The sequence below is a fragment of the Phytobacter cepae genome (assembly GCF_054165735.1).
The window spans coordinates 3,022,118-3,037,466 of sequence record NZ_CM135107.1 but is presented as its reverse complement, the minus strand read 5'-3'; the positions used below and the strand labels follow the sequence as shown (position 1 = coordinate 3,037,466).

Annotated in this window: 16 protein-coding genes; 14 read left to right on the top strand and 2 right to left on the bottom strand. The window is 52.6% G+C overall.

Going from position 1 to position 15,349, the window contains the following annotated elements:
* Positions 1 to 89: 89 nt before the first annotated feature.
* From astC to ves, 7 genes are all read left to right on the top strand, one after another.
* Positions 90 to 1,310 (top strand): succinylornithine/acetylornithine transaminase, encoded by a 1,221-nt coding sequence (gene astC, locus ACUY4Q_RS14290; RefSeq protein WP_458043412.1) that lies wholly within the window; start codon positions 90 to 92, stop codon positions 1,308 to 1,310.
* Positions 1,307 to 2,341, top strand: coding sequence for an arginine N-succinyltransferase (astA, locus tag ACUY4Q_RS14285; RefSeq protein ID WP_458043411.1), 1,035 nt, complete (start codon positions 1,307 to 1,309; stop codon positions 2,339 to 2,341). Before astC ends, astA begins: the two co-directional genes overlap by 4 nt.
* Positions 2,338 to 3,816, top strand: coding sequence for a succinylglutamate-semialdehyde dehydrogenase (gene astD / locus ACUY4Q_RS14280; RefSeq protein ID WP_458043410.1), 1,479 nt, complete (start codon positions 2,338 to 2,340; stop codon positions 3,814 to 3,816). Before astA ends, astD begins: the two co-directional genes overlap by 4 nt.
* Complete coding sequence (gene astB / locus ACUY4Q_RS14275) at positions 3,813 to 5,138, top strand: N-succinylarginine dihydrolase (RefSeq protein ID WP_458043409.1); 1,326 nt, start codon at positions 3,813 to 3,815, stop codon at positions 5,136 to 5,138. Before astD ends, astB begins: the two co-directional genes overlap by 4 nt.
* A gap of 11 nt (positions 5,139 to 5,149) precedes the next feature.
* Positions 5,150 to 6,115: a succinylglutamate desuccinylase gene (gene astE, locus ACUY4Q_RS14270; protein ID WP_458043408.1), complete on the top strand. Its 966-nt coding sequence runs from the start codon at positions 5,150 to 5,152 to the stop codon at positions 6,113 to 6,115.
* A gap of 308 nt (positions 6,116 to 6,423) precedes the next feature.
* A complete protein-coding gene (spy, locus tag ACUY4Q_RS14265; RefSeq protein WP_458043407.1) occupies positions 6,424 to 6,894 on the top strand; it encodes an ATP-independent periplasmic protein-refolding chaperone Spy in 471 nt (156 codons plus the stop codon).
* A 316-nt stretch (positions 6,895 to 7,210) separates the two neighbouring features.
* A complete protein-coding gene (ves, locus tag ACUY4Q_RS14260) occupies positions 7,211 to 7,768 on the top strand; it encodes an environmental stress-induced protein Ves (RefSeq protein WP_458043406.1) in 558 nt (185 codons plus the stop codon).
* On the opposite strand, the gene cho is transcribed toward ves, so the two are convergent.
* Positions 7,762 to 8,628, bottom strand: a complete 867-nt coding sequence (gene cho / locus ACUY4Q_RS14255; RefSeq protein ID WP_458043405.1) for an excinuclease Cho — start codon at positions 8,626 to 8,628, stop codon at positions 7,762 to 7,764. The genes ves and cho overlap by 7 nt on opposite strands.
* A gap of 223 nt (positions 8,629 to 8,851) precedes the next feature.
* Here cho and ACUY4Q_RS14250 point away from each other — a divergent pair, with 223 nt between their 5' ends.
* Positions 8,852 to 9,112 (top strand): DUF2534 family protein, encoded by a 261-nt coding sequence (locus ACUY4Q_RS14250; RefSeq protein ID WP_458043404.1) that lies wholly within the window; start codon positions 8,852 to 8,854, stop codon positions 9,110 to 9,112.
* Between the two features lie 80 nt (positions 9,113 to 9,192).
* Here the strand turns inward: ACUY4Q_RS14250 and nadE are convergent, their stop codons facing one another.
* Complete coding sequence (gene nadE, locus ACUY4Q_RS14245; RefSeq protein WP_458043403.1) at positions 9,193 to 10,023, bottom strand: NAD(+) synthase; 831 nt, start codon at positions 10,021 to 10,023, stop codon at positions 9,193 to 9,195.
* Between the two features lie 251 nt (positions 10,024 to 10,274).
* Between nadE and osmE the strand changes: the two genes are divergently transcribed.
* From osmE to ACUY4Q_RS14215, 6 genes are all read left to right on the top strand, one after another.
* Positions 10,275 to 10,616, top strand: a complete 342-nt coding sequence (gene osmE, locus ACUY4Q_RS14240) for an osmotically-inducible lipoprotein OsmE (RefSeq protein ID WP_458043402.1) — start codon at positions 10,275 to 10,277, stop codon at positions 10,614 to 10,616.
* 272 nt (positions 10,617 to 10,888) lie between these two features.
* Positions 10,889 to 11,206 carry a PTS sugar transporter subunit IIB gene (locus ACUY4Q_RS14235; RefSeq protein WP_458043401.1) on the top strand — a complete coding sequence of 106 codons (318 nt, stop codon included), beginning with the start codon at positions 10,889 to 10,891 and terminating at the stop codon, positions 11,204 to 11,206.
* 78 nt (positions 11,207 to 11,284) lie between these two features.
* Positions 11,285 to 12,643: a PTS N,N'-diacetylchitobiose transporter subunit IIC gene (gene chbC / locus ACUY4Q_RS14230; RefSeq protein ID WP_458043400.1), complete on the top strand. Its 1,359-nt coding sequence runs from the start codon at positions 11,285 to 11,287 to the stop codon at positions 12,641 to 12,643.
* A gap of 54 nt (positions 12,644 to 12,697) precedes the next feature.
* A complete protein-coding gene (gene chbA / locus ACUY4Q_RS14225) occupies positions 12,698 to 13,042 on the top strand; it encodes a PTS N,N'-diacetylchitobiose transporter subunit IIA (protein WP_458043399.1) in 345 nt (114 codons plus the stop codon).
* A 20-nt stretch (positions 13,043 to 13,062) separates the two neighbouring features.
* Positions 13,063 to 13,899 carry a transcriptional regulator ChbR gene (gene chbR / locus ACUY4Q_RS14220; protein ID WP_458043398.1) on the top strand — a complete coding sequence of 279 codons (837 nt, stop codon included), beginning with the start codon at positions 13,063 to 13,065 and terminating at the stop codon, positions 13,897 to 13,899.
* Between the two features lie 102 nt (positions 13,900 to 14,001).
* On the top strand, positions 14,002 to 15,348 hold the full coding sequence (locus tag ACUY4Q_RS14215; protein ID WP_458043397.1) for a 6-phospho-beta-glucosidase: 1,347 nt from the start codon (positions 14,002 to 14,004) through the stop codon (positions 15,346 to 15,348).
* Position 15,349 lies beyond the last annotated feature (1 nt).

The following is a 15,349-nucleotide window of genomic DNA, read 5'->3' as shown; positions in this document are numbered from 1 at the left end:
TGGCATGCCTTGTGCAATATACATTTACAGCGTGAATACTCATATTTATTAACAAATAAACAACCAATCATTTACCGGAAGAGGTCGCTATGTCTCACTCAATTACGCGTGAAAATTTTGATGAATGGATGATGCCCGTTTACGCGCCAGCGCCTTTTATTCCGGTTCGCGGCGAAGGCTCGCGGTTATGGGATCAGCAGGGCAAAGAGTATATCGACTTTGCCGGCGGAATTGCGGTGAATGCCTTGGGGCATGCACACCCGACCTTGTGCAAGGTGCTGAACGAGCAGGCTTCACGCTTCTGGCATACCGGTAACGGTTATACCAATGAACCGGCTCTGCGTCTGGCAAAACGCCTGGTTGATGCCACCTTCGCCGATCGCGTCTTTTTCTGTAATTCTGGCGCAGAGGCCAACGAAGCCGCCCTCAAGCTGGCGCGTAAATATGCTCATGACCACGCGGGCCCGCAAAAGAGCGGCATTGTCGCGTTCAAAAATGCGTTTCATGGCCGCACGCTTTTCACCGTCAGTGCGGGCGGGCAACCGGCATACTCAAAAGATTTCGCCCCATTACCTCCTGAGATTCAGCACGCCCAGTACAACGATCTTGCTTCTGCCAGCGCGCTGATTAATGACAACACCTGTGCGGTGATCGTTGAGCCCATGCAGGGAGAAGGGGGCGTGGTTCCCGCGCACAAAGCGTTCCTGCAGGGGCTGCGAGAATTATGCGACAGGCACAATGCGCTGTTGATTTTTGATGAGGTGCAGACCGGGGTCGGGCGTACCGGTGAGCTTTATGCCTATATGCACTATGGCGTGACGCCAGATGTTCTGAGTACCGCGAAGGCACTCGGCGGCGGCTTCCCTGTCGCTGCCATGTTAGCGACAGAAAAATGTGCCAGCGTGATGACGGTTGGCACGCACGGCACCACCTACGGCGGGAACCCGCTGGCGTCTGCAGTAGCGGGTGCGGTACTGGATATGGTTAACACTCCAGACATGCTGAATGGCGTGAAGCAGCGTCATGCATGGTTTACCGAACAACTGCAGGCCATAAATAGCCGTTTAAACCTGTTTCAGGAAATTCGTGGTTTGGGTTTGCTGATCGGCTGTGAGCTTAAAGCGGAATATGCTGGTAAAGCGAAACAGATTTCTCAGCTCGCGGCGACGGAAGGGGTCATGGTGCTGATTGCCGGGGGCAATGTCATGCGCTTTGCGCCTGCGCTCAACATTACCCAGGATGAGGTCTCGCGTGGTCTGGCACGTTTCGCCACCGCCTGCGATAAATTCCTTGCGGGGTGCCCATCATGATGGTCATCCGTCCTGTCGAACGCACGGATTTGCCCGCACTGATGGCGCTGGCCGGGAAAACCGGCGGTGGCCTGACGTCACTCCCGGTGGATGAAGCCACGCTTTCAGAGCGCATCGAACGGGCCCTGAAAACCTGGCAGGGCGAATTGCCGAAAAGTGAACAGGGTTACGTTTTTGTGCTGGAGTCCGTTGAGCGCGGTGAGGTTGCCGGTATCTGTGCGATAGAGGTGGCCGTGGGGCTTAACGATCCCTGGTATAACTACCGGGTCGGTACGCTGGTGCACGCGTCGAAAGAGCTGAATGTCTATAATGCCTTACCCACGCTGTTTCTCAGTAACGATCATACCGGCAGCAGTGAACTTTGTACGCTGTTCCTCGACCCGGCGTGGCGTAAAGAGGGGAATGGCTACCTGCTGTCTAAGTCGCGTTTTCTGTTTATGGCTGCCTTTCGCGACCGCTTTAATGAAAAAGTGGTCGCAGAAATGCGCGGTGTTATTGATGAAACCGGCTATTCCCCCTTCTGGGACAGCCTGGGCAAGCGTTTTTTCTCCATGGAATTCAGTCGTGCCGATTACCTGTGCGGCACCGGGCAAAAGGCATTTATCGCTGAGCTGATGCCTAAGCACCCCATCTATACCGATTTTCTCTCCCCTGAGGCACAAGCGGCCATTGGCGAAGTGCATCCGCAAACGGCACCTGCCCGGGCGGTGCTGGAAAAAGAGGGGTTTCGCTATCGTAACTATGTCGACATTTTCGATGGCGGCCCAACGCTGGAATGCGACATAGATCATGTCAGGGCGATCCGCAAAAGCCGACTGGTGGAGGTCGTTGAGGGGCAAAGCGCGCCCGGAGAATGGCCTGCCTGTATTGTGGCTAACGAGCAGTATCACCAGTTCAGAGCCATGCTTATCAATGTGGACCCGAATATCGAGCGGCTGGTGCTGAGCGCCGCACAACTTGATGCACTGAAATGCAAAGCCGGTGATCCCGTACGTCTGGTTCGCCTGTGCGCAGAGGAGAAAAAATCATGAACCAATGGATAAATGGCGAGTGGGTTGCGGGTCAGGGCGCGCGTCGAATCAAAACCAATCCGGTCACGCATGAAGCGTTATGGCACGGGTATGATGCCAGTGCCGCTCAGGTTGATGCAGCGTATCAGGCCGCGCGCGCGGCATTCCCGGCGTGGGCAAAGTACGGCTTTACTCAGCGCCAAAGTATTGTCGAAAAATTTGCCGCCTTGCTGGAGGCCAACAGAACTGCGCTGACGGAAGTGATTGCGCGTGAAACCGGCAAGCCGCGCTGGGAAGCGACCACCGAAGTCACCGCGATGATGAATAAGGCCACCATTTCAGTCAAAGCGTATCACGCGCGCACGGGGGTTCATCATACCGATATGCCGGATGGCGCGGCGACGCTTCGCCACCGCCCGCATGGCGTACTGGCCGTATTTGGCCCTTATAACTTCCCCGGTCACTTGCCCAATGGGCACATTATTCCGGCGCTATTGGCGGGGAACACCCTGATATTCAAACCCAGCGAGTTGACGCCGTGGACAGGTGAAACGGTGATGAAATTATGGGAGCAGGCCGGGTTACCGCCGGGTGTGCTTAATCTGGTGCAGGGCGGACGGGAAACCGGTCAGGCGCTGAGTGCGCTGCCCGGCATCGACGGTCTCCTGTTTACCGGCAGCGTGGGCACGGGGTATCAGCTTCATCGTCAACTCGCCGGGCAGCCGGAGAAAATTCTGGCACTGGAAATGGGCGGCAATAATCCGTTAATTGTGGACGATCCGGCGGATATTGATGCAGCCGTCCATCTGACAATTCAGTCTGCCTTTATCACAGCGGGGCAGCGCTGTACCTGCGCCAGACGTCTGTTGGTCAAACGTGGCGAGGCGGGAGATGCGTTTCTTGCGAGACTCACCGAGGTGTCGGCAACACTGATACCTGGCAGTTGGGATGCGGAGCCGCAGCCGTTTTTCGGGGGGCTTACCTCGGTACAGGCCGCACTGCAGGTCTATGAGGCATGGCAGGCCCACGTTGAGCGTGGTGGGAAAACGTTACTTGAACCACGGCTGCTGCAGGCGGGCACTTCGCTGCTCAGCCCCGGTATTGTCGACATGACCGGGGTGCAAAGCGTGCCAGATGAAGAGGTGTTTGGCCCGCTGTTGTGCGTCTGGCGTTATGACGAATTTGATGAAGCCGTCATGCTTGCCAATAGCACGCGTTATGGTCTGGCCTGCGGATTAATCTCGCCTGAGCGAGACCGTTTCGACCAGCTCCTTCTCGAAGCCCGCGCTGGCATTGTGAACTGGAATAAACCGCTGACTGGGGCTGCCAGTACCGCGCCGTTTGGCGGCATCGGTGCCTCTGGTAATCATCGACCCAGCGCCTGGTATGCGGCCGATTACTGCGCCTGGCCGATGGCCAGTCTCGAAACCCCTGAACTGGTCTTACCGGCCACGCTCAGTCCGGGTCTGGACTTCAGCCGGGAGAATACTCTATGAAAGCGCGGGAGGTGAATTTTGATGGTCTGGTCGGCCCAACTCACCACTACGCCGGGCTGTCATTTGGTAATGAAGCGTCGACAAAACACCGCGATAACCTTTCTAACCCTCGTCTGGCGGCAAAACAGGGTTTGCTGAAAATGAAGGCGCTTTCCGACGCCGGTTTCCCCCAGGCGGTGATCCCGCCGCAGGAACGCCCCCACGTGAATGTGCTGCGTCAGCTCGGTTTTAGCGGCAGTGATGAGCACGTTGTAGAAAAAGCGGCCACCCAGGCACCGCAATTGCTTTCAGCCGTGAGTTCGGCTTCACCGATGTGGGTCGCCAATGCGGCGACGGTGTGCCCCTCTGCGGATGCGCTGGACGGTAAAGTGCATCTGACCGTCGCCAACCTGAATAATAAGTTTCATCGTTCGATTGAAGCCCCCACCACCGAAGCGGTGCTGCGGGCCATTTTTAGTGATAGCCGGACGTTTTCTGTGCATTCCGCGTTGCCTCAGGTGGCGATGCTGGGCGACGAAGGTGCGGCGAACCATAACCGATTGGGTGGTGAGTACGGCGACCCTGGGGTGCAGATGTTTGTTTACGGGCGCGAAGAGGGGGGCAGTGCGGCGCCGGGGCGGTATCCGGCGAGACAAACTCTGGAGGCCAGTCAGGCCATCGCAAGACTTAATCAGGTCAATCCACGGCAGGTGGTATTCGCGCAGCAAAACCCTGCGGTGATCGATCAGGGTGTTTTCCATAATGACGTTATCGCCGTTTCAAACCGGCAGGTGCTTTTCTGCCATGAACTGGCGTTCGTGCAACAGCAAAGTTTACTGGCGAACCTGCGTGCGCGCGTCCCCGGTTTTATGGCGCTGGAAGTGCCTGATGCGGAGGTATCCGTCGCGGATGCGGTTGAAACCTACCTTTTCAACAGCCAACTGCTGAGCCGTGAAGATGGCAGCATGATGCTGGTGTTGCCACAGGAGTCGCGCGAACATCCCGGCGTCTGGCGCTACCTGAATAGCCTGCTTGCCCAGGATAATCCCATCAGCGAACTCAACGTGTTCGATTTACGTGAAAGCATGTCCAATGGAGGCGGCCCGGCCTGCTTACGCCTGCGCGTGGTGCTCACCGAGGCGGAGCAGCGAGCCGTGAATCCGGCGGTCATGATGAACGACGCGTTATTTCATGCCCTTGACGCCTGGGTTGACCGTTACTATCGCGATAGATTGCAGCAAAGCGATCTGGCCGACCCGCTGTTACTACGGGAAAGCCGGGAAGCACTCGATAGCCTTACGCAGCTTTTGCGGCTGGGGTCCGTTTACCCCTTCCAGTTGTAACAGGAGGTTGTATGGATAATTTTCTCGCGATGACATTATCGGGTGAGATGCCGCACAAGCCGGTAGGGGAAGCGGGAGGGATCCATTGGCACTGGCATGAGCAGGGCATACTGGAACTCATTCCTGCAAAACCGTTAAAACGGGCATTGGTCATATCCTGTGCGGTTCACGGTAATGAAACGGCCCCGGTAGAAATGGTGGATACGTTGCTGGAAAACCTGCTCGATGGGACGCTCAGGCTAAGCTGGCGCTTGCTGATCATTATCGGCAATCCACAGGCGCTGGCGCAAAATAAACGTTACCTGCACAGCGACCTCAATCGTATGTTTGGTGGGCGCTGGCGGCAGTTCGCCGCCAGCGACGAAACCGTCCGTGCGGCGCAGCTGGAGCGTGCCGTTACGCACTTTTTTAACGATGATGATGAACAACGCTGGCACCTGGATATGCATACGGCCATTCGCGGCTCGCACCATGTGCGGTTTGGCGTGCTGCCCGCACGCAGTGAACTCTGGGATGAAATGTATCTGAAATGGTTAGGCGATGCGGGGCTGGAGGCGCTGGTGTTTCATCAGACGCCTGCGGGCACATTCAGCCATTACACCAGCGAGGAGTTCGACGCGCTGGCCTGCACCCTTGAGCTGGGCAAAGCACTGGCTTTTGGTGCCAATGATTTAAGCCAGTTTTCCCGAACCGCCTGGGCACTGGCGGCATTGCTGGCCGGGGATACCGTGCCGGATAATGAGACAGTGCCGGTACGCTATCGCGTGGTTCAGCAGTTAACGCGCCATAGCGAGGCATTTGTACTTCATCTCTCGCCGGAGACGCTGAACTTCACTCCTTTTTCTCAAGGGACATTACTGGCTGAGGATCGTGGCGAGCGTTATGTGGTTCAGCGCGAACAGGAATATATTCTTTTTCCTAATCCGAATGTCGCCGTTGGACTCAGAGCCGGATTATTACTCGAGCGCATAAATTAAATTCAGGCCCCGTTAGCGCGGGGCTTGAATATTTTTTCTGCGTATTACCAGAATATTCCTGGTGAAAGCGTTTATAATTGCGCTGCAATGTTTTAGAATCTCCACATTGCTATAAAAATCAGCTTATTGAATATTCTATTATCCACTCTCCATGTTTTATTCATATTTCCTCCACAATTGCTGGAAAACTGTTTTTTACACTTTCATTGTTTTACCGATGCTCTGATTAATTGACGATAAAGCCGCTAAAGTGAATATCGTCAACACGGCAATTGCCGCAAGAAAACATGAAAGTAAGGAATTAAATTATGCGTAAACTGACTGCCCTGTTTGTTGCCTCTACCCTGGCGCTTGGCGCCGCTAACCTGGCCCATGCTGCTGATACCACTGCCACACCAGCTGATGGCAAACCCATGATGCACCATAAAGGCCCGAAAGGTCCTCATCATGACATGATGTTCAAAGGCCTCAACCTGACTGACGCACAGAAAGAGCAAATCCGTGACATCCGAAAAGGTGAGCGTGATCAGATGCAGCAAGAGCGTCGCAGTATGCATGAGCTGATTGCCAGCGATACCTTCGATAAAGCCAAAGCTGAAGCGCAAATCGCCAAAATGGACGAGCAGCGTAAAGCCCATATGCTGGCGCATCTGGAAACCCAGAACAAGATTTACAACGTTTTAACACCGGAACAGAAAAAGCAGTTTAATGCCAATTTTGAGAAGCGTCTGACAGAACGTGCGGCGCCAGAAGGTAAAATGCCAGAACCTGCTGAGTAATCGAGCAACCCCTATCAAGACCGCCGGACTTGTCCATAGCACGTGTTAACGTTGTGGGCAGGTCCGGCGGTTTTTTCTTTCTTGCCCTCTTGTCAGCCGCCTCCAGCGCGGTATTCTCCTCTTGCCAGCCTTCAGCAAATTTTTCCATAAATCGATACGTTAATATTTTTTTACATGTCGCTTCACGGCATGATTAAGGCTCCCCCTTTTCCCTGCCGATAACATGCTTATGGCAGAGTGGGTAATAACACACAGCAAAGCACGCTGCCCAAGAAGCAGCGGCGCAGGCGGTCAACTGCGCTTTTCAGGAGTGATAATGGAATTCTTTGATATCCGCAAAATGCCGGTCAATCTTTGGCGCAATGGAGCAGGTGAAACCCGGGAAATTTGTTGTTTCCCCGAAGCAACGCGGGATTTTAGCTGGCGTGCAAGCATCGCTTCGTTGGCCAGCAACGGTGACTTTCCGCAATTCCCCGGTGTCGATCGTGTCATGACGCTGCTTGAAGGGGGAGAAATCACCCTGGATGCCGGCAGCGCGTTTTGCCATACGTTAAAGCGTTTTCAGCCCTTCACCTTTGCGGGCGAACAGCATGTGAAAGCGCAATTGCATGAAGGTCAGATGTCGATGGACTTTAATATCATGACCCGGCGCGATCATTGTCAGGCCAGGGTGCGTATTGCTGACAGAACCTTTACGACGTTTGGTTCACGTGGGGGCGTTGTTTTCGTGCTCAGCGGGGCATGGCAACTGGGCGATAAATTACTCACGGCAGATCAGGGAGCCTGTTGGGATGAGGGGCGCCATACGTTGCGCTTGCTGAAATCAGAAGGCCAACTGCTGTTTAGTGAAATCAGCTGGCTTCCCGGTCACTGATTGAGCTCGATGATGTCGTACAGCCCCGACATCATCGGCTTACAGAGTATTTTATACCCGTCATGATCGAACCCTGCTGGCGTGCGGAGCAACTCCGCCGCTTCTGAGAGCGTATTCACCGCGCCCAACCACAGCCAGTTATTGATGATGTGGTATTGCGTCATCTCGCTGCCTTTTTCGCGCAGACCCACGGCGCCCTTCCAGGGCCAACAGACCAGTTGCAGGCGCGACATCGCGGCCTGAAAGCGGGCATGATGCGCCTCAGGGGGCTCTTTACCGCAGCATGCACCTGCGCAGCGATGCAAGGCAGAGCGAAAGCAGCCGCGACCCCGGGTCAATGATTCCAGCCCCAACAGTCCATAACAGAGTTTTTCTTCATCCGCGATCGATTGCAGCGCCTGTAATGCCGCACGACGGTTGGCAAACAAACCATAGAGCCCGGGCTGAGCGGAAAAATCCACCTCACGGGCGTACACCACCTGCGGTTTGCCCCCTTGTAAAAGCAGCGAGCAGAGCTGGCGGTTACGCCGCAGCCGTTTGTTGAACAACGGTTGCTGTTCTTTGATCAGTCGCGCTTCAAGCAGTAGCGCACCCAATTCTCCGGCCGTACAAATCCAGGTTATCCGCCGGGACTGGCGAAGCATGGCGGCTTCATCCGGCGTGCGCAAATGCGACAAGACGCGACTGCGAATATTGACGCTTTTGCCGATGTACAGCGGCATAGCATCGCTATCGCCATGGAAAAAATAGACGCCGGGGAGTTTGGGTAATGCCTCAAGCCACGGGCGAAGATGTTCGGGATATTCATAGATAGCCGCCGCTTCAAATTCAAGTCGCGGGGCGGATTGGCGCCTGCTCAATGCTTACTCCTGATACTGGTTACCTATCCAGTGTAGCAGAATGCTTTTGCTTAAAAAAGAGGCGGCTTTACCCGTGAAAGATGCCTCTGTTTTCTGCCTGGGTAGTGTACCTCAGCACTAAATACGTTAAAGTCAGCACCGGCGTAAATACTCGATTCGTTATGACTTACCGCCTGGCCTGGGTCAGCCGGATACCATCGCGATAAAATACAAGGAGGCCTGCATGCCCGCTATTTTGCGTACCCCAGACGGGAAAAAATTTCTCATCGCCGTCGCCATCGTTTTTTTGACAGTAATTACGGTGATTTCCAGCGTCACGTTTCAGGGAGTAGAGGATCAATATAACCTCCCGATGGAACAGTGGAGCGTATCCCTGTTTATCATCCAGGGCGCCTGGGTGGCTATCTACAGCGTCATGTTTACCATTGTGGGCTCGTTGCCCTTTGGTTTTTATTTTCTGGGTCCGAAAGACGATCGGGGCTGATTGTGGCGGGGCAGGGGTGTTCGTGACGCCTGTCTTGAGCAATAAAAAGGCGGCCTGGGCCGCCTTACAGAGCAAGTGACTTACTGTTTTTTCCAGAAATCGTCAAAAACAGTGATAGGTGGGCGACGTTTATGTTCCGTCTTCACATACCAGCCTTCGATAATGTGTGAGGTGCTGGCATCCAGCGTCTTACCTTCAAGATAATCATCAATGTTTTCGTAGGTTACGCCCAGCGCCGCTTCGTCCGGCAGGGAAGGGCGATCGTCTTCCAGATCTGCGGTCGGCGCTTTCTTGTACAAATGCTCCGGGCAGCCTAAGAAGGCCAGACATTGTTTACCCTGGCGTTTGTTCAGGCGGAATAGCGGATTGATATCCGTACCCCCATCGCCATACTTAGTGAAGAATCCGGTGACGGCTTCTGCTGCATGATCGGTCCCCACAACGACGCCTTTGGTCATACCCGCAATGCTGTACTGGGCTTTCATACGCTCACGCGCTTTTTCATTCCCGCGTACGAAATCGCTCAGCTCAATCCCGGCATCGCGTAACGCCTGTTCACTGGCGAGCACGGCGGCTTTGATATTCACGGTGAGCACCCGATCGGGCTGGATAAACGTAATGGCATCCTGACAATCCTGTTCATCAGCCTGCACGCCATGAGGGAGGCGAACGGCAATGAACTGGTATCCGTTATCGCCGGTTTCCTGGCGCAGTTCCGAAATGGCCAGTTGGCTGATTTTACCCGCCAGGGTGGAGTCCTGCCCCCCGCTGATGCCCAGCACCAGAGTGCGTAAAAATGGATACGTTTGCAGATAGGTTTTCAGAAAATCGATGCTGCGACGAACCTCTTCTTCCGCATGGATTGTCGGTTTGACGCCCAGCGCCTGGATAATCTCTTGTTGCAGAGTCATTGAACCCTCCGTAAGTGAACCTGCTTAGCAGATGCAATATAGTCGATAAGGTCAAATTAACCCCTAACCCGCAAAACGACAAGGTGCAGGGTTTCGAGTGGTGCAATTTACGTCATATTAGAAACTTATCAGTGGTTTGTTAGAATTTTCCGAAAGTCCTTTCTGTCGGGAACGATAGTTGAAAAATGTAATTTTATATTCCAGGCTTAGATAACGCGCTGATACAACAGCGGATAACAAGAGGAAGGATTATGAAAAAGAATATTGCAGGAATCTTAGGTGCAGCGGCGGTTCTGGCGATGCTGGCAGGTTGTACTGCTTACGATCGTACAAAAGATCAATTCACTACCCCGGTGGTTAAAGACATTAAAAAAGGGATGACACGTGAGCAGGTCAACCAACTTGCGGGCCGTCCATCTTCTGAAGTCACTATGATTCACGCCCGTGGTACCTGTCAGACCTATGTGTTGGGTCAGCGCGAAGGTAAAACGGAGACCTATTTCGTGGCGCTGGATGAAACTGGCCACGTGATGAACTCTGGCTATCAGACCTGTGCAGAATACGATACTGACCCGCAGGCGCCTAAGAAGTAATTTTTGATTTATTTTGCCTGAGCAAACGAAGCCGCCTGATGGCGGCTTTTCTGTGCCTGATACTTTTTTATCGTCGCGAATTATTTAACCGGAATGTGAAGAAAGTCATCATGTCAGGTCAATGAGAGACAATTCTGGTTTGTGTCGAATTATCCCGCAGCAAGCCGACCACGTATACTGAGAACCACTGAATGATATCAACCATCAGATATCAATTTCTGCTACCTGCTGACGTTTATCGCGCTGGCGAAGGCTTACTGGAGAGGTTTCTCATGGATAAAAAGCACATCTACCTGTTCTGCTCTGCGGGAATGTCGACATCGTTACTGGTGACAAAAATGCGTGCGCAGGCTGATAAATATAATGTTCCGGTCATTATTGATGCATTCCCGGAAACACTGGCAGCAGAAAAAGGGCCGCAGGCGGATGTCGTCTTATTAGGGCCGCAGATTGCCTATATGCTGCCAGAGATTCAACGTCTTCTTCCCACAAAACCTGTGGAAGTCATTGATTCGGTGCTTTACGGAAAGATCGATGGTCTTGCCGTACTTAAAAGTGCTGTTGCTGCAATTAAAAAAGCGGCCATTTAGTCGTTATATTTCCCGTCAAAGAGTTATTTCACACAAGACTGCCGCAATTTTTATTGCGGCCCTCAAGGGCATACTCGTATGAATAGCGTTATTGGATCTCTGGAAAAGGTACTGCTGCCTTTTGCGGTCAAGATTGGCAAGCAACCTCACGTTAATGCAATTAAAAATGGCTTTATTAAATTGATGCCTTTGACCCTCGCCGGGGCAATGTTTGTATTAATTAATAATGTCTTTCTGAGTTTTGGCGAAGGTTCATTTTTTTACTCCCTGGGTATTCGCTTAGACGCGTCTACTATTGCAAGTCTGAACGGCCTTAAGGCCATTGGCGGTAATGTCTATAACGGTACGCTAGGCATTATGTCGCTGGTGGCCCCCCTTTTTATTGGGATGGCATTAGCAGAGGAGCGTAAAGTTGATTCACTGGCAGCAGGGTTATTATCTGTTGCCGCATTTATGACCCTTACCCCGTTTAGTGTGGGCGAGGCGTATGCCGTTGATGCAACCTGGTTGGGTGGCTCTAATATTATTTCCGGCATGCTGGTGGGCTTAATCGTCGCGGAAATGTTTGCTTTTGTTGTCCGCCGTAATTGGGTCATCAAATTACCAGATAGCGTGCCGGCCTCGGTGTCACGTTCTTTTTCCGCATTGATCCCCGGCTTTCTGATTCTGTCAGTCATGGGCATTGTGGCCTGGGGACTGGCTGGCGCTGGAACGACCTTCCATCAGATCATCATGGACTCTATCTCTAAACCCCTGGCCGCGATGGGCAGCGTGGTGGGTTGGGCCTACGTTATCTTTACCTCGTTGCTGTGGTTCTTTGGCGTCCACGGGTCATTGGCGCTGGCGGCCCTCGACAGTGGCATCATGACCCCCTGGGCGCTGGAAAACGTGGCACTTTACACGGAATACGGCTCCGTTGACGCGGCGCTGGCGGCAGGAAAAACCTTCCACGTCTGGGCCAAGCCGATGCTGGATTCCTATATCTTCCTCGGTGGTACCGGTGCGACCCTGGGGCTGATTATCGCCATCTTTATTGCTTCGCGTCGCGCGGATCATCGTCAGGTGGCAAAACTGGCGCTGCCGTCCGGGATCTTCCAGATTAACGAACCGATCCTGTTTGGTTTGCCGATCATCATGAACCCGGTGATGTTTATTCCGTTTATCCTGGTTCAACCGGTGCTGGCGGCTATCACGCTGGCCGCCTATTACACGGGGATTATCCCCCCGATCACCAACATTGCACCCTGGACAATGCCGACCGGTCTTGGCGCGTTCTTCAACACCAACGGAAGCATTGCTGCACTGCTGGTGGCGCTGTTCAACCTGGGTGTCGCCACGCTGATTTATATGCCATTCGTCATCATCTCGAACAAAGCGCAAAGCGCTATTGATGAAGAAGAAAGCGAAGAAGAGATTGCTGAAGTCCTGAAGTTTTAACCCAAAAATGTAGCGGTGAAAGCACTCGCCGCTACGCCAGCACTGGAGAAAAAGATGTTTGATTTAGAGGATATTGTCGAGACGCAAGACAGCAATGATGCGCTCGAAGAAGTGGTGATGGGGTTGATTATTAATGCGGGGCAGGCGCGTAGCCTGGCGTATTCCGCGCTGAAGCAAGCGAAAGGCGGTGATTTTGACGCTGCCAGAGCGCTGATGGCGGAGTCACATGCTGCATTGAACAGCGCGCATCGTGTGCAGACCCAACTGATTGAAAGTGACGCCGGTGAAGGTAAGATGAAAGTCAGCCTGGTCCTGGTGCATGCGCAGGATCATTTGATGACCGCGATGCTGGCCCGTGAACTGATTGCTGAACTTATTGAACTGCATGAGAAACGCTAAAGACTGAAGAGAGGCCCGATATGCTGCCAGTGGTAAACAACACGGAAGTCAGGCTGGTGAGAGAACAGCAACTTTTTAATGGCAGACCCTTCCATGTGTTTATTTATAACAAAGTGGAAAGTATTAGCGGGCTTCATCAGCACGACTATCATGAATTCACGCTGGTATTGACCGGGCGCTATTACCAGGTCATTAACGGTAAAAGGGTATTGCTGGAGCGCGGGGATTTCGTTTTCATTCCCGTCGGATCTTCACACCAGAGTTTTTATGATTTCGGGGCGACGCGTATTCTCAATGTGGGCATCAGTAAGCAGTTTTTTGACGAGCATTACGTATCCCTGGTGCCGTATTGCTACGTAGCGTCGCAGGTGCATACCGTGCAACCGGCATTTCTGACCTATATCGAGTCAATTATTGCATCTCTGAATTTCCGCGATAGCGAATTTGACGAGTTTATTGAGCATGTGAGTTTTTATGTTATCAACAGGCTTCGTCATTTTCGCGAGCAGCAAACGGAAGATGTCATTCCCCAGTGGTTGAAGTTTACCGTTGAAAGTATGCATGACAAAAGTCAGTTCTCGGAAAATGCACTGGAGAATATGGTTGCGTTATCGGGTAAGTCGCAAGAGTATTTAACGCGTGCGACGCAACGTTATTATCAAAAAACCCCTGTGCAGATTATTAATGAAATTCGCATTAATTTTGCCTGCAAACAGTTGGAGATTACAAATTTCTCAATAACCGATATTGCCTGGGAAGCGGGTTATAGCAGTTCCAGTTTATTCATCAAGACGTTTAAAAAACTCACGTCTTTCACTCCCGGTAATTATCGAAAGCAGTTAACCAGTATTTCCTGATTTGCGGGGCAGGTCCCCGTAGTAAACATTCATCATTCTATACTTATCGTACATTGCGGTAACGGCCTGGCTTGTCTTCAAAAAAGCCTGAAGGAAGCGAAAATGACCCATAAATTGAAAGTTGTGACTATTGGTGGCGGCAGCAGTTATACCCCGGAATTACTTGAGGGATTTATTCTGCGTTATCACGAATTACCGGTCAGCGAATTGTGGCTGGTAGATGTTGAAGAGGGGCAACACAAGCTCGACATTATCTACGACCTGTGTTGTCGAATGGTGAAAAAAGCCGGTGTGCCGCTCAAGATTGTAAAAACGCTGGATCGCCGCGAGGCGCTACGCGATGCCGACTTTGTTACCACGCAGTTTCGTATTGGGCAGCTTAAAGCTCGGGAACAGGATGAACGTATTCCATTAAGCCACGGTTATCTGGGGCAGGAGACCAACGGGGCCGGGGGGCTTTTCAAAGGATTGCGTACCATTCCGGTTATTTTCGACATTATCAAAGATGTCGAAGAGCTTTGCCCGCAGGCATGGGTCATCAATTTTACCAATCCAGCGGGTATGGTCACGGAGGCTGTCTATCGCCACACGGGATTCCGTCGCTTTATTGGTGTCTGTAACGTCCCTATTGGCATGAAAATGTTTGTTCGTAGTGTCCTGCAATTAGAGGCGTCGGATGACCTCTCTATTGACCTGTTTGGACTTAACCATCTGGTGTTTATCCGCGATGTGCGGGTCAACGGTGATTCCCGCTTTGCCGAGCTGATGGACGGGGTCGCTTCCGGGCGCTTCGCAAAATCATCAGTAAAAAACATTTTCGACTTACCGTTTTCTGAAGGGCTGCTGCGCTCACTGAATCTGTTGCCTTGCTCTTATTTGCAGTATTACTTCAAATCGAAAGAGATGTTGGGCATTGAGTTAGGGGAGTTTTATAAAGGGGGCACCCGTGCGCAGGTGGTGCAGGGCGTGGAGAAAAATCTCTTTGAAATGTACAAAAATCCTGACCTCGATGTGAAACCCAAAGAGCTGGAGCTACGTGGCGGGGCCTACTATTCCGACGCGGCCTGCGAAGTGATCAATGCGATTTATAACGATAAACAGACCGAACATTACGTCAACGTGCCGCACATTGGCAGTGTCGACAATATCCCCGCCGACTGGGCGGTGGAAATGACCTGTCTGCTGGGCAAAAACGGCGCTATTCCGCATCCGCGTATCACCCATTTCAATGAGAACGTTCTCGGGTTGATTTACACCATCAAAGGCTTCGAGATTGCGGCAAGCAAGGCGGCGTTAAGTGGCGAGATGAATGATGTCCTGTTGGCGCTGAATCTGAACCCGCTTATCCATTCCGATAAAGATGCGGAAAAGCTGGCCCGCGAGATGATCCTTGCTAACAGGCAGTGGTTGCCCCGTTTCGCCGATACGGTAGCTGAAATCAATCAGTGAG